Annotated in this window: 17 protein-coding genes; 5 read left to right on the plus strand and 12 right to left on the minus strand. The window is 39.8% G+C overall.

Annotated elements, in window-relative coordinates; genetic code table 11:
* Nucleotides 1–2: 2 nt before the first annotated feature.
* The 4 genes from pfkB to BLS38_RS11060 all read left to right on the plus strand — a co-directional run bounded on the left by pfkB (nt 3) and on the right by BLS38_RS11060 (nt 5,037).
* Nucleotides 3–935: a 1-phosphofructokinase gene (gene pfkB / locus BLS38_RS11045; RefSeq protein WP_092749575.1), complete on the plus strand. Its 933-nt coding sequence runs from the start codon at nt 3–5 to the stop codon at nt 933–935.
* Between the two features lie 9 nt (nt 936–944).
* Nucleotides 945–2,645, plus strand: a complete 1,701-nt coding sequence (locus BLS38_RS11050) for a fructose-specific PTS transporter subunit EIIC (protein ID WP_092749577.1) — start codon at nt 945–947, stop codon at nt 2,643–2,645.
* A gap of 185 nt (nt 2,646–2,830) precedes the next feature.
* On the plus strand, nt 2,831–3,706 hold the full coding sequence (locus tag BLS38_RS11055) for a homocysteine S-methyltransferase family protein (protein WP_092749579.1): 876 nt from the start codon (nt 2,831–2,833) through the stop codon (nt 3,704–3,706).
* A gap of 5 nt (nt 3,707–3,711) precedes the next feature.
* Nucleotides 3,712–5,037: a basic amino acid/polyamine antiporter gene (locus tag BLS38_RS11060; protein ID WP_092749581.1), complete on the plus strand. Its 1,326-nt coding sequence runs from the start codon at nt 3,712–3,714 to the stop codon at nt 5,035–5,037.
* Nucleotides 5,038–5,092: 55 nt separating this feature from the next.
* Here BLS38_RS11060 and gltP read toward each other — a convergent pair whose 3' ends face one another.
* Nucleotides 5,093–6,379 carry a glutamate/aspartate:proton symporter GltP gene (gene gltP / locus BLS38_RS11065; RefSeq protein WP_092749583.1) on the minus strand — a complete coding sequence of 429 codons (1,287 nt, stop codon included), beginning with the start codon at nt 6,377–6,379 and terminating at the stop codon, nt 5,093–5,095.
* Nucleotides 6,380–7,120: 741 nt separating this feature from the next.
* On the opposite strand from gltP, the gene BLS38_RS11070 reads away from it, so the two are divergent.
* The gene (locus BLS38_RS11070) at nt 7,121–8,491 is read left to right on the plus strand and encodes a phosphohexomutase domain-containing protein (RefSeq protein WP_092749585.1); all 1,371 of its coding nucleotides are present in this window, start codon (nt 7,121–7,123) and stop codon (nt 8,489–8,491) included.
* A 53-nt stretch (nt 8,492–8,544) separates the two neighbouring features.
* Here the strand turns inward: BLS38_RS11070 and galE are convergent, their stop codons facing one another.
* The 11 genes from galE to BLS38_RS11125 form a co-directional block, all read right to left on the minus strand.
* Nucleotides 8,545–9,564, minus strand: a complete 1,020-nt coding sequence (gene galE / locus BLS38_RS11075; RefSeq protein ID WP_092749587.1) for a UDP-glucose 4-epimerase GalE — start codon at nt 9,562–9,564, stop codon at nt 8,545–8,547.
* Nucleotides 9,557–11,230 carry a glucose-6-phosphate isomerase gene (gene pgi, locus BLS38_RS11080; protein WP_092749589.1) on the minus strand — a complete coding sequence of 558 codons (1,674 nt, stop codon included), beginning with the start codon at nt 11,228–11,230 and terminating at the stop codon, nt 9,557–9,559. The genes galE and pgi overlap by 8 nt, the downstream gene beginning before the upstream one ends.
* Nucleotides 11,227–12,486, minus strand: coding sequence for a nucleotide sugar dehydrogenase (locus BLS38_RS11085; protein WP_092749591.1), 1,260 nt, complete (start codon nt 12,484–12,486; stop codon nt 11,227–11,229). The genes pgi and BLS38_RS11085 overlap by 4 nt, the downstream gene beginning before the upstream one ends.
* Before the next feature lie 13 nt (nt 12,487–12,499).
* Entirely contained in the window at nt 12,500–13,375 is an 876-nt protein-coding gene (galU, locus tag BLS38_RS11090; RefSeq protein WP_092749663.1) for a UTP--glucose-1-phosphate uridylyltransferase GalU, read from the minus strand.
* Nucleotides 13,376–13,419: 44 nt separating this feature from the next.
* Nucleotides 13,420–14,037, minus strand: a complete 618-nt coding sequence (locus BLS38_RS11095; protein WP_092749665.1) for a sugar transferase — start codon at nt 14,035–14,037, stop codon at nt 13,420–13,422.
* A gap of 126 nt (nt 14,038–14,163) precedes the next feature.
* Nucleotides 14,164–15,306, minus strand: a complete 1,143-nt coding sequence (locus tag BLS38_RS11100; protein WP_244518290.1) for a glycosyltransferase family 4 protein — start codon at nt 15,304–15,306, stop codon at nt 14,164–14,166.
* The gene (locus BLS38_RS11105) at nt 15,303–16,343 is read right to left on the minus strand and encodes an NAD-dependent epimerase/dehydratase family protein (RefSeq protein ID WP_092749593.1); all 1,041 of its coding nucleotides are present in this window, start codon (nt 16,341–16,343) and stop codon (nt 15,303–15,305) included. The genes BLS38_RS11100 and BLS38_RS11105 overlap by 4 nt, the downstream gene beginning before the upstream one ends.
* Before the next feature lie 3 nt (nt 16,344–16,346).
* Entirely contained in the window at nt 16,347–17,435 is a 1,089-nt protein-coding gene (locus BLS38_RS11110) for a glycosyltransferase (protein ID WP_092749595.1), read from the minus strand.
* A gap of 1 nt (nt 17,436) precedes the next feature.
* Complete coding sequence (locus BLS38_RS11115) at nt 17,437–18,525, minus strand: glycosyltransferase family 4 protein (RefSeq protein WP_092749597.1); 1,089 nt, start codon at nt 18,523–18,525, stop codon at nt 17,437–17,439.
* Nucleotides 18,525–19,487, minus strand: a complete 963-nt coding sequence (locus tag BLS38_RS11120; protein ID WP_092749599.1) for a glycosyltransferase — start codon at nt 19,485–19,487, stop codon at nt 18,525–18,527. Before BLS38_RS11120 ends, BLS38_RS11115 begins: the two co-directional genes overlap by 1 nt.
* 8 nt (nt 19,488–19,495) lie before the next feature.
* A complete protein-coding gene (locus tag BLS38_RS11125; RefSeq protein ID WP_143230135.1) occupies nt 19,496–20,758 on the minus strand; it encodes a lipopolysaccharide biosynthesis protein in 1,263 nt (420 codons plus the stop codon).
* Nucleotides 20,759–20,764 lie beyond the last annotated feature (6 nt).

Genomic DNA, 20,764 nt, shown 5'->3' on the forward strand with positions numbered 1-20,764 from the left:
CTATGGCCAAAGTATTAACCGTAACACTCAACCCTGCAATTGATGTCACGATTCAAATTGACACTTTAAATGTTGGGCATGTCAATCGCCAGCAATCTGCTCAAAGTCTTGCTGCAGGTAAAGGCTTAAACGTTGCCCAAGTGCTGAAAGACTTAGGCCATAGAGCCATTGTGACCGGCTTTTTGGGTAAAGAAAACCGTCAAATTTTTGATAAGCATTTCGCACATGAAGGCTTTGATAACCACTTTATTTATATTGATGGTGAAACACGCCAAAATATTAAAGTGGGTGAACAATCTGGCCGCATGACCGACATTAACGGTAAAGGCTTTGCAATCACTGAAGAAGACAAAAAAGCCCTACATGCCACCATTGAGCGTTTACTTGAGCCTGTAGAAATTGTGGTCGTTTCAGGCAGTTTACCACAAGGTTTTAGTACCACTGAATTGGTTGAACTGATTGAGTGGCTAAAAACCAAAGGGAAAAAGGTCGTAGTGGATACCAGTGGCCCTGCACTCAGTGCAGCCATTAAAGCCAATCCTTGGCTCATTAAACCCAATACAGACGAGTTAACTGAAGCGTTTCATCAGCCAGCGGAAACCTTTGCGCAACAAAAACAATTGATTCAAGATAACAACATTGATATTGAAAATGTTGTGATTTCTATGGGTGAACACGGCGTAAATTGGGTACACCCTGTACATCCATTACACGCAAAGGCACCAAGAGTACAAGTAAAAAGTACAGTTGGTGCAGGTGACTCTTTAGTCGCGGGTATGATTCATGGTTTTTTAAGCCAATACTCACCTGAAGAAACACTCAAAACAGCCACTGCAATTGGTAGCAATGCAGTGACTCAAATTGGATTTGCAATAGAAGACTTATCAGCGATTGACAATCTAAAACAACAAATCACTGTTGATTCTTTGAGCTAGGTGAATAACATGGAAGATACTAAACACATTCTACTTGTGCCAAATAGTGTAGAAAAACCCGTTAATGCATCAATTTTAGCGCGTAAGCTGGCACAAGCTGCAATACAACAAGGTTATACGGCTACAATTGCTCAGTCTCTTGAAGATGATGCGATTCACACAGTACAACAAGTGATTATTGTTGGTGACAAACCTAACAACACGCAAGTGCTTGCGGACAAAATAGTATCTATTGTGAGCCTTGATGTTGCACAAAGTCATGCCAAAGATATTTTGGCACATGCACTAAGTACAGCAACAACAGCCGATCAATTGGCTAGCACAACAACAGCTGCAACCCGCTTTGTAGCCATTACTGCATGTCCAACAGGTGTTGCACATACATTTATGGCTGCTGAAGCCTTGCAACAAGGTGCAAAAAAACACGGCTATGATATTCAAATTGAAACCCAAGGTTCTGTGGGTGCAAAAAATATTTTAACGGCCGAAAGTATTGCTCAAGCAGATATTGTCATTTTAGCCACAGACATTGAAGTCAATACCGATCGTTTTGTCGGTAAGCGTGTATACCGCTGTGCAACAGGTTTTGCGCTCAAACAAACCGATAAAGCCTTTGAAAATGCAGTCAAAGAAGCCACTATTTTAGATTCTGCTAAACAATCTACAACAGCACAAGCAGATAAAAAAGAGAAAGTCGGCTTATATAAGCACTTACTCACAGGTATCTCTTTCATGTTGCCTATGGTGGTTGCAGGTGGTCTTATTTTAGCCATCTCTTTGGTCTTCGGACTCACCCCTGCCGATCATACTTTAGGTGCAAACCTTGCCATGATTGGTAAAACAGCCATGATGCTCATGGTGCCTATGCTTTCAGGTTATATTGCTTACTCGATTGCTGACCGCCCAGGTTTAACACCAGGTTTGATTGGTGGCCTACTTGCATCTGGTCCTTTAGGTGCAGGCTTCTTAGGAGGTATTGCATCAGGTTTTATTGCAGGATACCTTGCACTATTTTTAGCCAAAAAACTCAAACTACCGCAAAGTGTTGAATCATTAAAGCCGATTTTAATTATTCCATTATTGGCAAGTTTAGTAACAGGCTTACTGATGGTCTATGTGGTGGGAACACCTGTCGCCTATTTATTTGAGATGATGAAAAACTTCTTAAATGGTATGGGCACGACCAATGCTGTACTCATGGGTATGGTACTTGCAGGTATGATGTGTATCGATTTAGGTGGCCCAATTAACAAAGCTGCTTATGCATTTACAGTCGGATTACTCACCACCAATACTTTTATGCCAATGGCTGCAGCAATGGCAGGTGGTATGGTGCCACCTCTAGGTATGGCAATTGCAACCTTTTTAGCGAAAGCGAAATTTGAGCAAGCTGAACGTGATGCAGGTAAAGCCTCTTTTGTACTCGGCCTATGCTTTATTTCAGAAGGTGCAATTTCATTTGCAGCCAAAGATGCTGCACGTGTTGTACCAAGCTGTATTTTAGGCGGTGCGCTTACAGGTGCATTGGTCGCATACTTCCACTGCGAACTTAGAGCACCACATGGCGGTCTCTTTGTACTCCTCATCCCAAATGCAATCAACCATGCAGGACTATATTTACTGGCCATTTGTGCAGGTAGTTTGCTTACAGGCGTTACATATGCCCTACTCAAACAAAAGCAACCTGAAGTGATTGCTGAAAAAGCATAGCTGATAGACGCTCATTAAAAGCCAAGTCATTGTACTTGGCTTTTTTATGCTTCATATAAAATTCACTCGACTAAATAATAACTAGAATTTATTTCATATTTTTTGAATAAGTTTATTTAAAACTTGATTAACGAAAAACTAAGGTTTTCAGTATACTGCTGACTAAAAATAAATGAGGTGGATAAATGAAAATTTTAGATGGCGGTGTAGGTAGAGAACTTGAACGCCGTGGCGCACCTTTTCGCCAACCTGAATGGTCTGCTCTTGCATTATGGGAAGCACCAGAGATTGTAAAACAAGTACATATCGATTTTATTCAAGCAGGTGCAGAAGTTATTACGACCAATAACTACGCTGTTGTACCGTTTCATATTGGCCAAGAACGATTTGAGCAAGATGCTAGACAACTGATCTCTACTGCAGTACAGCAAGCAAAACTTGCCGTCCAAGATACTCAAAAAAATACGCTCATTGCAGGCTGTATTCCGCCTTTATTTGGCTCTTACCGTGCAGATTTATTTGACCAAAACCATGTATCAGAGATTGCCTTACCAATCATTGAAACTTTAAGTCCTGACGTTGATCTGTGGCTTGCAGAAACTCAATCATGCTTACAAGAAGTTGAAATGGTACATGCTCTCGTTCCGAAAGATCACCGACTATATTGGGTGTCTTTTACGCTACAAGACAATATAAATTTAGCGCAAAGTCACTTACGTTCAGGTGAAACTTTAGCTGAAGCAGCTGTACTTCTAAAAAAACTGAATATTGATGCCGTTTTATTTAATTGTTGCCAACCCGAAGTTATTTTACAAGCCATTCACGAAATAAAACAGCTTGTGCCACACATTCAAATTGGGGCATATGCCAATGCTTTTGCACCCCAAGATGAAACTGCAACGGCAAATGATGGCCTAGATGACGTACGAGCAGATCTCGATCCAAACATGTATTTAAATTTTGCCAAACAGTGGCAACATGCAGGAGCGAGCCTCATTGGTGGGTGTTGTGGCATTAGTCCAGCACATATAAAACAACTTTCTAGCCATCTTAAAGAATAATACTTATGTCTTCTCGTAAAATTGGTTTAGTCGCGCTAACCGCACTTGTATTTAGCTCAATGGTTGGCTCTGGGGTATTTAGCCTACCGCAAAATATGGCTCAAGTCGCCAATGGCTCTGCACTCGTCATTGCATGGGCAATCACGGGGGTAGGAATTTTATTTTTAGCTTTTTCACTGCTGTATTTATCTCGTCAATTTCCAACACTTGAAGGTGGTATTTATAACTATGCACGTGAGGGCTTTGGTGAGCTGATTGGGTTTTGTTCAGCTTGGGGGTATTGGCTGTGTACCACCATTGGAATTGTGGGCTATGTCGTGATTGCATTTTCTGCACTGGGTATGTTTGTAGACAGTAAAGAACATATTATTTTCGGTGAAGGAAATACTTTATATGCCATGATTGGTTCGTCAATTTTTGTTTGGCTCATTCACTTATTGGTCAGCAAAGGCATTAAAGAAGCCGCTATTGTGAATTTAATTGCAACCATTGCTAAAATTGTACCCATGGTGGTCTTTATTATTTTTAGCTTTATCGCATTTAAATTAGACTTATTTAAATTCAACTTTTCTGATCTTTCACTACAAGTGCCTGTATGGCAACAAGTGAAAGATTTAATGCTCATTACTTTATGGGTATTTACGGGGATTGAAGGTGCTGTCGTACTGTCTTCTCGTGCAAAAAACCGTAATGATATTGGTAAAGCCACTGTACTTGGGGTCGTTGTGGCATTGGTATTTTATATTATGGTCACTGTACTGTCTTACGGCGTACTCAGTAGGACTGAAATTGCAGGCTTACATAACCCTTCTATGGCAACCATTTTAACGCATTTGATTGGTTTACCGGGCACCATTATTATTACTGTTGGTCTCATGATTTCTGTTGCATCATCTTATTTAAGTTGGACATTATTTGCGACAGAAATTCCATTTCTTGCTGCAAAAAATGGGGCTTTCCCTGCCATATTTTTAAAGACCAATACAAACAATGTACCTATTGCTTCGCTGTGGTTGACCTCTATTGTTGTTCAAATATCGTTAATTGCTGTGTGCTTTTTTGATAAAAACTATAATAATCTACTGCTCATTTCATCTGTCATGATTTTATTACCTTACTTTTTAGTCTCTGCGTTTTATCTCAAAACATCACTTAAATCAGGACATACCAAACATATCTTTATTGCATCTATAGCCACACTGTATGCATCTTGGCTCATTTACGCTGCAGGTCTGTCGCTACTCATGCTGTCAGGTCTTTTATATGCATTCGGTTTAATTATTTTCTTTTATAGTTATATTAAACATAAACGCAAACTCAGTGAAATATAAAGCATAAAAAAACGGTTCATAATGAACCGTTTTTTTACACCGTTAAGCGCTATTATTATTTCATTGAAAGCTCATATGCTTTTGCTTTTTCAGCATCGAACTGTTTTTCCCACTTACTAATTACTAGCACAGCAAGTGCATTACCAATCACATTTAATGCAGTACGTGCCATATCTAAAATACGGTCAACACCCGCAATAAATGCAAGACCTTCAAGAGGGATACCGACTGAACCAAGGGTCGCAAGTAATACAACAAAAGATACACCAGGTACACCTGCAATGCCTTTAGAAGTCACCATGAGAGTCAGTACTAAAACAATTTCTTGTGTCAGAGATAAATCAATACCGTATAGCTGTGCAATAAAGATTGCAGCAATACTTTGGTACAGCGTAGAACCATCTAAATTAAATGAATAACCTGTCGGTACAACAAAGCTAGAAATTGCTTTTGGTGCACCGTATGCTTCCATTTTTTGCATAATACGCGGCAGTACTGTTTCTGAACTGGCAGTTGAAAATGCCAAAATCAGCTCGTCTTTTAAAATTTTAATAATTGTGAAGATATTTAGGCCACAGAATTTTGCGACAAGGCCAAGAATACCTAAACCAAAAATTAAAATTGCGGCATAGACCAAAATCACTAATTTTGCCAATGGTACCAATGATGAAAAGCCGAAGCTTGCTACAGTCACACCAATCAATGCAAACACACCGATCGGGGCATACATCATTACAATGTGTGTCACACGAAACATTGCTTCAGAAACCGACTTCATAACATCAAGTAAAGGTTGCTTTGTTTCATTTGGTAGCGCAGATAAACCCACACCAAAAATTACCGAAAAGAAAATAATCGGTAACATTTGTGCATTTGCCATCGCACTAAAAATATTTGAAGGAATTAAAGATAAAATCGTTTGCACAAAACTATGCGTACCAGACTGAACTTGCTCTGTGGTATGTTCATATTGTGAAATATCGACTTTATGAAGTAGCGACATATCCACACCGTGACCAGGCTGGAACGTGTTTGCAAGAAAAATACCTAAAATAATTGCAACAGTCGTAATCACTTCAAAGTAAAGAATAGTTTTTAAGCCTAATGTTCCTAATTTCTTTGAATCGCCTACCCCAGCAATTCCTAAAATGAGTGTAGAAATTACAATAGGTACTACAATCATTTTAATCAGGCTAATAAAAATTTGGCCTGCAGGCTTGAGAAAGTTAGTTATAATGTAGTCTTTTATGTCGGGTTGATCATGCAAAATTGCACCAACAATCACGCCCAACACCAGAGCAATTAAGATCTGCCATGCCAGACTAATCTTTATTTTTTTCATAGACTCAAAACCTTACTTACTTTGTCTAAGCAATATTGCACGAATTCGCACACTATTCCTTAGAAATGGAAAGATCAAGCACATCAGTTATTATGACAATTTTTTGATATGCCCATTTAAAACGTGGGTTAATGTACTCATGGGCTGTGAATAGGTCAACAAAAAATTACACAATTAGTTAATAGAATCACAAAGATTAATTTAATTACTTTTTTATCAATTAGTTAGATTAATTTATATATTATGGATAATTTGACTAAAATTTAGATTTTCAATAAAAATAAATTATACCTAAATTTTACAAGGAATCTAAATGATGCATTATGTCACTCATTAAAAAAGTAATAATTCCTGTTGAGTCACCTAAGTTTTATTTAAAACTGGAGTGTCTTTAAAGCAATTTCTAAAGGTGAATTTGCTTGAGATTTTATGCATGATGATAGCAACTACAGGTTAATTTTTTGGCACCCAAGATCAGAGCAACCAACATCTGAGTCACTTATGCTTTTCTAAGTACTTTTAATTTTTATAAAACCGAGGTGTTAACACATCATTTTAACCTACCTAATATGACTCACACCCTTTTCAAGCCGAAAATATTTACTGATAATTCATAGTATTGTCTAATACTGCAATATTATGTTGAACTTTTATAAAGTGTAGATTTTTTATACTTACAAGTGACTCAATGCTCGTTATAATCAAGGCTCTATGTACAGATCATAACCAACAGAAAAAGCCATGACAAAACTGACCTGTTTTAAAGCCTATGATATTCGAGGCAAACTAGAAACTGAACTTAATGAAGATGTTGCGTACAAAGTCGGCCGTGCATACGGTCAAATTTATAAGCCAAAACAAATTGTTGTCGGTTGCGATGTCCGTCTAAGCAGTGAAAGCCTAAAGCAAGCCACTATTCAAGGGCTCAATGATGCAGGGGTAAATGTACTAGACCTAGGCATGACAGGGACTGAAGAAGTCTACTTCGGTGCATTTCACCTAGATGTACAAGGTGGTATTGAAGTGACTGCCAGCCACAACCCAATGGACTATAACGGTATGAAATTGGTTCGAGAAAACTCTCGCCCAATTAGTGCAGATACAGGCTTAAAAGAGATTCAAGCCTTAGCAGAGTCAAATACCTTTGAAGAGGTGGCTCACAAAGGCATCACGACAACATATAACATTTTGCCTGAATTTGTTGAACACTTACTGACCTATATTGAGCCTGAAAAAATTCGACCACTTAAATTGGTGGTCAATGCAGGTAACGGTGCTGCAGGCCATGTGATTGATGCTTTAGAAACACAATTTCAAACAAAAAATATTCCGATTGAATTTATAAAAATTCATCACGAAGCAGATGGTACATTCCCAAATGGAATTCCTAACCCTATATTGGTTGAAAATCGTGCGAGCACGTCTGAAGCCGTGCTCAAGCATAAAGCAGATATGGGGATCGCATGGGACGGCGACTTTGACCGCTGTTTCTTATTTGATGAAAAAGGTCAGTTTATTGAAGGCTACTATATTGTCGGTCTATTAGCACAAGCCTTTTTACTACAAAAAAGTGGTGAAAAAATTGTACATGACCCACGTTTAGTCTGGAATACACTCGATATTGTTGAAAAATATGAAGGCGTAGCTGTACAGTCTAAATCAGGCCATGCATTTATTAAGCAAGTCATGCGTGAGCAAAATGCAGTGTATGGCGGTGAAATGAGTGCTCACCACTACTTCCGTGACTTTGCTTACTGCGACAGCGGTATGATTCCTTGGTTACTCGTATCTGCGCTGTTATCTGAAACACAGCAATCATTGTCTTCGTTAGTTGAAAACATGATTGCGAAATTTCCATGCAGTGGTGAAATTAACTTTAAAGTGTCAGATACCCAAACTGTCATTCAGCGTATTTTCGATCATTATGCAGTAGCACAGCCAAGTATTGATAAAACAGATGGTGTAAGTTTAGATTTTGGCACATGGCGTTTAAATATTCGTGCATCAAATACGGAACCACTTCTGCGCCTCAATATTGAAGTTCGTGCAGAAGCAGCGGGTCGCTCTGTAGAGTCTTATGTAGACGAAGTAACCGCATTAATTACTGCTTAAAATGAAGCAGCAATAAAAAACGCAGCTTTGGCTGCGTTTTTTTATGGTTCAAATTACGAGTTATATCCTTTAGGATTTTGCTTTTGCCAATGCCAACTGTCTTTAAGCATATCTTGTAAGTTATGTTTTGGAATCCAGCCTAACTCATCTAATGCACGTTGATTATCTGCAAAACACACGGCAACATCACCGGCTCTACGCGGTGAAAATGTAAAAGGAATATCAATACCATTGACTTGCTCAAAAGTATTTTTAATCTCTAATACAGAGACTCCCTCCCCCGTACCAATGTTCCATGCTCTACAGCCTGTCGTTTTTAAGCGATAATCTAAAGCACATAAATGAGCACTCGCTAAGTCCACCACATGAATATAATCACGTACACCTGTACCATCAGGTGTGTTGTAATCATTTCCAAAAATAGCTAACTTATCTCGCTTACCTACAGCAACTTGAGTCACATACGGCATGAGGTTATTCGGTATACCTTGTGGATCTTCACCAATTTGACCACTGGCATGTGCTCCAACTGGATTAAAATAACGCAGTAAAGCAACCGACCAACGTGAATCTGCAATCGCAAGTTTTTCTAGTAACTGCTCAACCACTAATTTGGTATAGCCATAGTTATTATTTGGCATGGCTGTTGGCATAGACTCATTGAGTGGTGATGGGTGTTGGTCACCATACACTGTTGCCGATGAGCTAAAGACAATACGAAAAACACCTGCTTTTTCCATAGCCTTAAATAAGCAAATACTGCCTGCGATATTGTGCTCGAAATAAGACAATGGAAATTGTTGGCTTTCCCCAACAGCTTTTAACCCAGCAAAATGAATGACGGCATCAATTTTGTGCTGTGTAAAAATCTGATCTAACACCACCTCATCACGAATATCGCCTTCGACAAAAATCAGCGAACGTGTTGCCAACTGTTCTACCCGCTGTAATGCATTCACAGAACTGTTGCTTAAGTTATCAATAACAACTACGTCATGCCCCGCTTCGAGCAATGCTAAACAGGTATGCGAACCAATAAAACCTGCACCACCTGTCACTAAAATATTAGCCATGACTTTTTCCTAGTAATATTTCCAACAAGCCACGGGTAGAAGCATCAAATTGTGATAAATCAGTTGAGTCGCCATTGAGCACTGGCAAGAGCTGATTGGCAATTTCTTTGCCTTTTTCAACCCCCCATTGGTCAAAAGCATTAATGTTCCAAATCACAGATTGCACAAACACTTTGTGCTCATACAGCGCAATCATCATACCCAAACTATATGGGTTTAACTCATTCATGAGCATGGTGCTACTTGGTCGATTACCTTCATATTGCTGATAGTCAGGTAAATGATCCATTTCATCCTTGGCCAAAACATCATTGCCAAAAGCCAATAGTCGAGCTTGTGCCAAACAATTTGAAAGTGCTAAATGATGCTGTGTAACTAAGGCTTCAGCATTGTCTGCATAGGTAAATTGTTTTGCATTATAGCGTTGTACAGGGGCAATAAAATCACAACTGACAGAGTGTGTGCCCTGATGTAGCAATTGATAAAATGCATGTTGTGCATTTGGTCCCACTTCACCCCATATAATTGGACAGGTATTTTGTTTTATTTTTTTGCCATCTCTTTGGATAGTTTTACCATTTGATTCCATTTCCAGCTGTTGCAAGTACGATGTAAAGTACTTTAAACGTCCATCGTAGGGCAAAACTGCATGCGTTGGAATACTTAAGAAATTCGTATTCCAAACACCTAATAGTGCCAAAATCACAGGCATATTTTGCTCAAAAGGCGCATTTTGAAAATGCTGATCTACTGCATAAGCCCCAGATAGAAAGCTTTTAAAGCCCTCTACTCCAATAGTCAGAGCAATTGGTAAACCAATACAAGACCACAATGAGTAACGACCACCGACCCAGTCCCATAGTTTAAATTGACAATGCGGCGCAATGCCCCATGCAGTCATTTTTTCAGGTTTAGTAGATACACCAACAAAGTGACTCTTCACCACTTTATCATCATCGCCTAACGCTTTTTGTAGCCACAAACGTGCAGTTTGTGCATTGGACAGTGTATCAATAGTACCAAATGACTTCGATGACACAATAAACAGTGTGGTTTCAGGGCGTATTTGATGCAAAATATCAGAAAGTTGTGTGCCATCCATCGTTGAAACAAAATGCATTTTTAACGCATTTTTTGTATTCACTTTAAAATCAGATAAAGCATGACTGACCATGAGCGGGCCAAGATCTGAACCTCCCACACCAATATTGACCACATCTTGAATCACTTCACCCGTCACACCACGGTATTGGCCTGCATGAATTTTATCAACAAGCTTATACATCCGCTCTAGCTGTTCGTGTACTTGTGTCGCAACAGCAGTATGCGCTACCGTATTTTTAGGCAACCGCAGTGCCCAATGCATGACTGCACGCTGTTCGGTATAATTAATTTTTTCATCAGAAAATAATTTTTTAATCCAAACATCTAACTTTTGTTGTCTAGCAAATGCCATCAATTGATCCATAACCGACTGATCAACACGTTGCTTACTATAATCTAATGTTAAACCTTCAAGTGCTAGAGAAAAATGGTCAAATCGTTGGTGATCTTGTTGAAATAAATCTGTTAAATGTATAGAGGCAAGTTCATCTGCACGTTTTTTTAAATGATTATAGGGTGTGTTAATGGCTTCTTTTGGAAAGCGGGTAATTTGATCGCTCATATTCTTCCAACTCCTTCATATGCAAAGCCTTGCGATTTCACATAAGCTGCATCATAAACATTACGGCCATCAAGAATCAGTGGATGCTTCATGAGCTGATGTAGACGCGCGTAGTCTAGGCTTAAATATTGTTTCCATGCCGTCAGTAAACATAAGGCATCGGCATTTTCTACAGCTTCATAGCGAGATTCACATAATATTAAATCGCTACGTGGCCCATATTTTTTTGCAATCAGTGGTAATGCTTCAGGGTCATGTAATTGTACCGTCACCCCCTGCGCCCATAATGCCTCTAGCATGGTATGAATCGGTGAAAAATTAATACGTGGTGTATTTTCTTTAAATGATGCGCCCCAAATTGCAACCGTTTTTCCTTTTAAATCGCATTGGTAGTATCGCCACAATTTTCGAAATAACAGTTCTTTTTGTTGTTCATTAATGGCCCACACTTGCTCTAGCAAATCGCTTTTAATGCCTGTTTCTTCAATGGTTTGCGTAAGTGTAAGTATATCTTGAGAAAAATTTTCTCCACCAAAACCCACACCAGGGGCAATATATGATGAGCCAATTCGAGAGTCAGCACCAAGCCCCAAACGAACATTGGCAATATCAACATTAAGCTTTTCAGCCACTTGTGCCAAATCATTCATGTAACTAATACGTGTTGCTAGCATGCCTGACACGCTGAGTTTCGTAAATTCAGCATCTAAAATAGGCATAAATAAGTAATGATGATTGGCATTATAAAAGGGGCGTAACACTTCTTTTATTTTTTGTTTTGCGATATCACCATCGATACCAATCACAATATGCTCAACTTTAGTCACGCTGTCTAAAGTATTACCTTCTTGTACCATATCTGGTAAATAGCACCAATCGTCTTTCGTCGCAATCGCTTGTAGTTTTTTAGTGCCTTCTAAACCAAAACTGGATCCATTCACCATGAGTTTAGGATGAATCACCGGTTTATTTTGAATATCTTTTAGTACTTGTTGAGCCAATGTGTATTCATTCGAATTAAATGCAAAAAAGTACACATCTACTGACATGGGAATATCGCAAGCCACACAAATCTGTAGACTTTTTCGAATGATTTGTTTATTAATTAGCTCATTGACGGCTTTATCTTGATAAACTACCGAACAGAAGTCTTTATCTGTGGGGTACTGACACCAAAAAACTTGGTGCCCATACTCTGCAAATAAGCTCGCCATGACGCCTGCATGTAATGTTGTGCCATAAACAGCAATTTTCATGACTCACCTTTTATTATAATTGAAGTTCTTTAATCATGTGTTGAAAGTCTGCACCCAATTTTGGGTGAGATACACCATAGTGTAAAACCGCTTTTAAGTACCCCAGTTTACTACCACAGTCAAAGGTTTGACCTTGCATACGAAATGCTTCTACGGTTTCTTCAGTTTGTAGCTGAGCAATCGCATCTGTCAACTGAATTTCATTACCTGCACCTTTTGGTGTCGTTTCTAAAATTTTCATGACTTTAGCTGGTAGTACGTAACGGCCAATGACTGACAAATTACTGGGTGCTTGATCAATGGCTGGCTTTTCAACAATACCTTTCATTTTTACACTTTGGCCCACTGCAGGTGACTGAGCGACATCAACAATACCATATTGATTAACCAAATGATCAGGTACAGCTTCAACCATAATTTGTGCAGCATGAGTTTGCTTAAAGCGTTCAACCATTTGTGCAAGGTCACTGTGCTCGGTTTTATCTTTCACCAATACATCTGGTAGAAGTACTGCAAAATCCTCCCCACCCACAATATCTTTAGCACACAGCACCGCATGGCCTAAACCCAGTGGCTGTGGTTGTCTCACGCTCACAATAGACACATCACTGGGCACAATATTTTTAATTTCAGCCAATAGGTCATATTTTTTCTTATTTTCAAGTGAAGTTTCTAGCTCAAAATTACGATCGAAATAATTTTCGATAGATGCTTTTGATGAATGTGTCACTAAAATAATTTGCTTGATTCCTGCGGCAACTGCTTCTTTAACTACATATTCAATAGCAGGGCGATCAACCACCGTAACCATTTCTTTTGGAATTGATTTACTGGCAGGTAAAAAACGTGTTCCTAAACCGGCAACAGGAAGAATGGCTTTTGTAATCATAACAACTCTACTTTGCTTCATTAATAATATTTAAGGTGACTGTATTAACGCTCTTTTTTTGACTCATCTGAGGCATTTCCTTTAAACAACGAAGGCCCTACATGACCTGGTGCGTTCACACCTTCTTTTTTTAGCATCACCCATACTGTTTTAAACATAATTTTGAAATCAATCAATATATTTTTGTGATCAACATACCACACATCGAGTTTAAAACGTGCGTCATAATCTAATTCATTACGCCCACTAATTTGAGCCAACCCTGTCATCCCTGGACGTACCAATAAACGGCGGGCTTGTTCAGGTGAATATAGCGTTATAAACTCTTTCAGCATGGGGCGTGGCCCCACAACACTCATATCCCCTTTAATTACATTTAACAGTTGTGGCATTTCATCTAGACTTGTTGAACGTAATTTTTGCCCAAAAGGCGTGATCCGTTCACCATCGGGGAGTGCTTGACCATTGCGATCATATGCATCTTTCATCGAGCGAAATTTCATCATTTTAAAGAGCTTGCCATTTTTTCCCGGACGCTCTTGATAAAAAAACACGGGGGAGCCCATATTTTTTTTTACTTTCCACATCACATATAAAAATAAAGGGGACAACAACACCAATGCAATAGATGCAATGACAATATCAATAAAGCGTTTACACATGGTGATGACCCCAACCATTCATTAAACACATTAAAGTGAATAAATGATGTCTTACTACAATAAAATGACGGATTTTGATGGATATTTTACCCGATATTGAGATAAAGATTAATCATGTTACACAAATTAAAATGTCCCTTGCATGAATGTGATCATTTGCTGATTTACCAAATGGACATCGTAACGTGCTTTGACGATATCAAATGAAGCCTGTCCCATACGGGTCATATCTTGAGGCTGAGCAATCAGTTTAAACATGGCATTTGCTAACTCATCAGCCGAAGCAACATAAACTTGATAGCCATTTACACCATCCACAATGGTTTCTTTGCAACCCGGTGCATTGGTGGTAATGACCACTCTACCCATCGCCATGGCCTCTAAGACGGAGCGTGGCGTGCCTTCTCTATACGATGGCAAAACCATAATATTGCTTTGTGCCAATGCAGGCCTTACATCGTCAAGTTTTCCCCAATATTTAACCAGACCCTCATTGATCCAATCATCGAGTAAAGCCTGTGGAATGGCTTCTGGATTTTGATCAATCCAACCGACCAAATGAAACTCAGCCTCGGGGTGATTTTTTTTAACCTGCCGAATGGCATCAATATATTCGTAAATGCCTTTATCTCGCAGTAAGCGTGCAATCATGACAAAAATGGGACGGTTGTTTTTGTTTTGATCTTGAACCAAGGGGCAACGTTGAAAATGTTGCATATTTACCCCTGAACCACTCACTACCCCTGTAGCAACACCCTTGAGATACCCCAATTGTGCAATCAATTTTAAGTCATCTGGGTTTTGAAAAATGACTCGTGTGGCTTTAGATATTGCAAAAGAAAAAATAGTATCAAAGATTTTTTTAATATATTTAAAGTAGCCTGTGTGGGTCTCTTGAAAGGCAAAACCTAAACCGCTAAGTAGTACATAACGCTCACCAATACCCGCCATATAAGCAGCCAATGTGCCATACATGGCCGGTTTAATGGTGTAACTTAAAATTTTATTGGGCTGAATTTGCTTAAGCTGTTGATATAGACTAAATATGGCTTTACTGTCGTGCACAGGGTTCGTGCCTGTCTTTTTTAAAAAGTACCCATGCACATGAAAGCCAAGCCCTTGAAAATAGCCTTGCTCATTCGGGCACTCAGCCACATTGGGCGCTAAAATGTGAATCTCATTGCCTTGCTCGGCCAAAGCCAAAAGCAAATCTGCCCTTAAGTTTCGCACTGTGTATAAGTCATTAGAAATAATACAAAACTTTTTCACGTCGATGAACCTTGCAAATGTGAAATATACCAAGGCATGGCACGCTCAATGCCTTGTGCCAAATCAAACTCAGCGACATAGCCCAAGCGTTGCTGTATTTTACTAATATCTGCCTGTGAGTGTTTGACATCACCCGCACGAAAATCTCGATACACTACAGCATGTGCATGGTTTACACCGTGCTTCGCCAAAGTTTGTTTCAGTAGTTCAACCAATTCATTTAAAGTGGTACGCCCACCTACCGCCACATTATAAATCTGATTCAGGGCATTGGGGTCTGTGCTACAGGCAGCCAAAATATTGGCCTGCACGGCGTTATCTACAAAATTAAAGTCTCGGCTGGTTTCACCATCACCATTAATAAATAACGTGTGCTGTGCAATCATAGCAGCAGTCCATTTTGGAATGACTGCTGCATATGCTCCTTCGGGGGTTTGTCTTGGACCGAATACATTAAAGTAGCGTAACCCCACCGAGTTAAAATCATAACTGCGTTTAAACACACTGGCATACAGCTCATTCACATACTTGGTCACGGCATAAGGCGACAACGGATTACCAATCACATCTTCTTGCTTAGGTAATGCGGCATGGTCGCCATAGGTTGAGCTACTGGCCGCATAGACAAAGTTTTTCACCTGCGCATTTTTAGCCGCCACCAACATATTTAAAAAACCATCTATATTGGTCGCATTGGTCGCGATCGGATTTTCAATTGAGCGAGGTACTGAACCCAAGGCGGCTTGGTGCAATACATAATCTACCCCTGTACAAGCTTCTTCACAGTCAGCCAAACAGCAAATATCACCCTGAATGAATGAAAATCGTTGCCACTGCGTTGGTGTAACCGCCTGCCGTACTTGGTCTAAGTTATGCTGAAAGCCTGTAGCAAAGTTATCTAAGCCCACCACAATTTGGTCAAGTTTAAGTAGTTTTTCTAATAGATTTGAGCCAATAAACCCTGCTACACCTGTAATCAGCCATGTTTTCGCCTGTTGCTGTAGTTGCTCGCACTGTGCTTGATACGCGGTTGTCATTGTTTATCCTTCATTCTTTTGATAAATAGCCAGCCAATCATCACACATACGTGCAAGGCTGTAATTCGTTTCAATCTGCTGACGGTGCTGTTGCCCAAGCCTCTGCTTTTCATGCCCACTTAACGCACTGGCTTCAAGCAACTTGTCGGCTAAGGCTTGGCTATTTTTTGGTGGCACTAACCAATGTGGCGATGCTAAAACTTCTTTGACCCCACCGCAATCTGTTGCCACCACCACGCGTTCACAACTCATGGCTTCAGCCACCACTAAACCAAAGCCTTCCCATGCTGAAGACAATACGAAAACATCAGCCATAGGCAACCAGTGTTCCACGTGGAACTGCCTACCCAGTAAGATCACCTGTTCACTCAGTTGTTGTTGCATGATTAAGTCGCTGATCTGCTCACGCAATTCACCATCACCAATAATAAAGAGCTTTTTATGTTTTAGCGCTGTACATTTGGCAAAAGCATGAATCAGGTTGGCGTAGTCTTTCGCCACATTAAAACGCCCAATTGCCATAAAAACGACATCTTGTTCAGATACGCCATACTGCTGTCTATACTGTGTGCGGTATGCATGATTATACCGAAACTTACCCGTGTCTATACCATTGGTTACTGTCTCACTACGCTGTGCAGAAAAAGCACTTTGCGCAATAAAATGTTGCGTCGCCTCATGGCTGACATTGCTATTTAAATCGGCCAACGTATTGGTATAACGGTACAACATACACCGTGCTGTTCCACCAATGGCTTTACTATGGGCGGTACAAATCAAGCGAGGTATTGCACTCACTTTTCTCATCATACGGGAAAAAATAATGGCATGAAATAAATGTGCATGTACCACATCTGGTTGAAAATCTTTAAGAATGTGTTTAAAACGGCGTACCACTTTTGGCAATGCCAACATAGAATCTAAACCCAATGCACACAATTCTATATGTTTAGGAACCTGTGCCGTGACTTGACCTTTTAAGTAGGCAATTTTCACATCATGTCCACGCTGAATCAGTTGCGTGGCTAAGCTCAGCACCACATGTTCCGCACCACCTAAGCCAAGCCCTGTAATCAGCAGTAGTATTTTCATGCTAATTTTTCCGAGCAAATAAACGTTGCCACTGTGTAACGATCTGACCAATTTCATACACAGATACGTCTTTTAAGTTCGCATCTGCACACGTTTGATAATGTTTGCTGTTTTGCATCAATTGCATGAGACCCTCCGCCAAAGCAATATGATTTTCAGGCTCTACTACACTATTGTGCGTCGTTTTTAAAATTTCTTTCGGCCCTACAGGACAATCAAAGGCCACAATGGGGATACCAAAAGCCATGGCTTCAAGCAAAACCATACCAAACCCCTCTGAGCGAGAGCTTAATGCATAGATAGAGGTCTGTTGGTAATACGGCGTCAGGTCTGCTGTGGCAGGATGCAACTCAACTGAACCAGATAAATCCAACTGTTCTCGCTGTACAGATAGGTTCGCTTCTTCTACGCCAGAACCCACAATCTGTAACCGCCAATCTGGATATTTTTTTTGTACTAGACGCCAAGCTTCAAGCAATAAATCAAAGCCTTTTTCATGCCGTAAACGCCCTACACTCAGTACTGTTTTATGTTGCTGAGTTGCAGTGATGGTCTGTACTGCAAATGGCAGTGGATTATAAATACAACACAGATATGCCTTATACTTTGGCAAGTGCTGTTGCCACTGGGCTAAGTCATGTTGGGTAAGTGTGACCACGGCATCACAGTAACGTGAGGCCAATACACGCCCCCAACGGCGAAACTTTTGATTGAGATCAATATGAAAACTAAAATGCTCCCAGCAAATATGTTTGACCTTTAAACCGAATAACGCAGGCACCGTAAAGACACAAGAAATACTATCGACGACCACCAAAGTATCAATCTGATGTGTTTTTACATAATGGCGAATATTCCACATGCTCGCGATTGCATGCTTTTTCATCGACACTTTTTGGGTAAATAAGGCATGGTTTTTTACCCGTGCAGACAAGTCGAAAAATGGTTGATCACCTGCATAAATATTTAAAATATGTACCTCTGTATTGGCCTGCTGTGCCAGTGCATTGGCCAATAGCGTGGTCACACGCTCTGTACCCCCTGACAGATTCAAATTACCAATCAAAAAACAGATCTTTTGTCTGGTCATTATTTTAAACCCAAAGCACGCAAAGTACGATCAAACATTAAAAAACCCACCCCAAAACGCAAAAACAAACGATTACCACGGTTCAGTATGAAAGTATGCTCTAGCTTGGCTTGAGAAATTTGTGGTTTCAGTGTTGACCAACGAGCATACGCACGGCGGTAGCCTTCGGCTGAAATACTGTCATTAATGTACGACTGACTAATGGAAACCAATGTGGGTGCAAGCACAGGGTATTGTTTTAGATGTGCCAAATAATGCATTGCCCCCTGCCCTAAATCGTTAATATTTTTTTCAGACTTGGTGGCAGTAATGCCATGTAAGTTGATACGGTATTGCAACAAGATCTCAGAGCTAAAATACACCTGCTGTGCTTTAAAAAATAAAAATGGTGTGGTGTAAGCATCTTCATAGTTCCGCCCCACGGGAAATGAAATTCCATCAAACAAATCACGCTTATACACACGAAGCCAAGAAAACCATGCCGAGCGGTTAAATATACTCAAATATACATCATCAGTTAACGTATGTTGTCCTGTATAAGGCATTGCGGTTAAAAAAGGAGAAACTACCCCATTATCATTAATACGCTCCGCTTGAAACTGCACAATATCAAGGTTTGAATGATGGCTTAAAATTGCTAAGATCTCGTCAAAATAGTTGGCTTTGAGTAAATCATCTGAGTCTAGAAAAGCCACATACTGCCCCGTAGCGTGTGCAAGCCCTGTATTACGCGCCCCACTCAGCCCCATATTGTGCTGATCTATACACTGAAAGCGTTGCTGTACTGCATGCTGTTGCTGTGCCAAATACGCACGTGCCAACTGCATCGACTGATCGGGTGTGCCATCATTCACAAGTAGCACTTCAACGCCGTGTAATGGTAACTGCATACACACGCTATGTAGGCATGCCTCAATGTAGGCTTCAACCTTATAAATAGGAATAATTAAGCTCAGTTGCATGAAAGTGCCTACGAATGCAGATAAGTCGAGGGTTTAAACATACGCACATGCGTATTGAAAATCATGCCACCTCGATAAAAATAATTAAAGACAGTGAGAGACATTAATTCAGTAATAAGAATGGCAAAAATAGCCCCATTTAAACCATACAAATGAATAAAACTATAGGTCACGCACACATTAAACAACACCAATAGCATGGTTTTTTTATGCAAATAATCATAGGCATTAAACTTCATCAAATACTTTTCAGCAACGGTAGAGAGCCCAGAAAATAAGGTCACCACCACAGCAGGCAATAAAATATGGTTCACTTCGGCATAGGCTGGGCCGTATAGCCAATTAATAATGAAGTGTCCAAATAATGTAAAAAATAACAGTGCAGATAACGCCACACCTGCCACCAGACTATTTAAACGTGCTACTTTATTTTGGCTACGTTCAAATGATTTTTCCGCATAAATTTGCGTTAAGAATGATGAAATCAGAGCATTTAACACAAAGTAAAAACTTGCCCCCAACGTCATGGCTACGGTGTAAATACCTAAATCATGTTGTGATGACAATCCTAAAAATAACTGCGATGTTTTAGTAAAAATCGCAATCGATAAACTATACAATACCAACTTTTTACCTACACCCAGCATATAGTGGCGGTATTGCTTCGCATGCTGTTGCAATAAACCAGATTGCATCACTTTGTACTTTTCAAACAACACACGGCGCATCATAAATGGAATAAACGCCACCAATACAATGGGAATACTCAAATATGCTACAGGCAACTGCCATTCGGCAATCGCATAACGTACCGCAAGACTCACAATAATGGCTGTGACATTGCACAAGGTGTTTAAATGCGATTGCAAAGTAGCATTAAAGTAAATGCTATATACATCGTGTAAGGCAAAATATACCGCTACACAAGAGGCCAATGAAAAGATAAACGTTAGCTGATCTACAGAAAAATATAGGTAAGCTAAAACAACACTGGCAAATAGGGTATACAGCACATTACGGGTTTGTTTGGTGGCATAAATAATACGCTCACCTGTTTGCTGTCGCTTACTGGTCTTTTGAAAAATAATATTGTCCGAGCCAAACATAGCCAATGTTTGCACAATAGCAAAAATAGACGTAGCAAAAGTCAACTTACCAAAATTTTCAGGGCCAATATAACGAGCTACAAATGAGGTCACAAAAATTAGCCCCACGATAGACAATAGCTTTTCAGACATCATCCACAGAGAGTTACGGTAGACTTTTTTCATAAATGG

It is taken from the genome of Acinetobacter boissieri, from assembly GCF_900096955.1.
Classification (GTDB): Bacteria; Pseudomonadota; Gammaproteobacteria; order Pseudomonadales; family Moraxellaceae; genus Acinetobacter; species Acinetobacter boissieri.

Bases quoted from the DNA above. Each gene is read 5' to 3' on its own strand.
- BLS38_RS11105 (WP_092749593.1), bottom strand. From the start codon at position 16,343: ATGACAACCGCGTATCAAGCACAGTGCGAGCAACTACAGCAACAGGCG.
- BLS38_RS11120 (WP_092749599.1), bottom strand. From the start codon at position 19,487: ATGCAACTGAGCTTAATTATTCCTATTTATAAGGTTGAAGCCTACATT.
- BLS38_RS11115 (WP_092749597.1), bottom strand. From the start codon at position 18,525: ATGACCAGACAAAAGATCTGTTTTTTGATTGGTAATTTGAATCTGTCA.
- BLS38_RS11060 (WP_092749581.1), top strand. From the start codon at position 3,712: ATGTCTTCTCGTAAAATTGGTTTAGTCGCGCTAACCGCACTTGTATTT.
- BLS38_RS11070 (WP_092749585.1), top strand. From the start codon at position 7,121: ATGACAAAACTGACCTGTTTTAAAGCCTATGATATTCGAGGCAAACTA.
- gltP (WP_092749583.1), bottom strand. From the start codon at position 6,379: ATGAAAAAAATAAAGATTAGTCTGGCATGGCAGATCTTAATTGCTCTG.
- BLS38_RS11085 (WP_092749591.1), bottom strand. From the start codon at position 12,486: ATGAAAATTGCTGTTTATGGCACAACATTACATGCAGGCGTCATGGCG.
- BLS38_RS11110 (WP_092749595.1), bottom strand. From the start codon at position 17,435: ATGAAAATACTACTGCTGATTACAGGGCTTGGCTTAGGTGGTGCGGAA.
- BLS38_RS11050 (WP_092749577.1), top strand. From the start codon at position 945: ATGGAAGATACTAAACACATTCTACTTGTGCCAAATAGTGTAGAAAAA.
- BLS38_RS11125 (WP_143230135.1), bottom strand. From the start codon at position 20,758: ATGAAAAAAGTCTACCGTAACTCTCTGTGGATGATGTCTGAAAAGCTA.
- pfkB (WP_092749575.1), top strand. From the start codon at position 3: ATGGCCAAAGTATTAACCGTAACACTCAACCCTGCAATTGATGTCACG.
- galU (WP_092749663.1), bottom strand. From the start codon at position 13,375: ATGATTACAAAAGCCATTCTTCCTGTTGCCGGTTTAGGAACACGTTTT.
- BLS38_RS11055 (WP_092749579.1), top strand. From the start codon at position 2,831: ATGAAAATTTTAGATGGCGGTGTAGGTAGAGAACTTGAACGCCGTGGC.
- pgi (WP_092749589.1), bottom strand. From the start codon at position 11,230: ATGAGCGATCAAATTACCCGCTTTCCAAAAGAAGCCATTAACACACCC.
- BLS38_RS11095 (WP_092749665.1), bottom strand. From the start codon at position 14,037: ATGTGTAAACGCTTTATTGATATTGTCATTGCATCTATTGCATTGGTG.
- galE (WP_092749587.1), bottom strand. From the start codon at position 9,564: ATGGCTAATATTTTAGTGACAGGTGGTGCAGGTTTTATTGGTTCGCAT.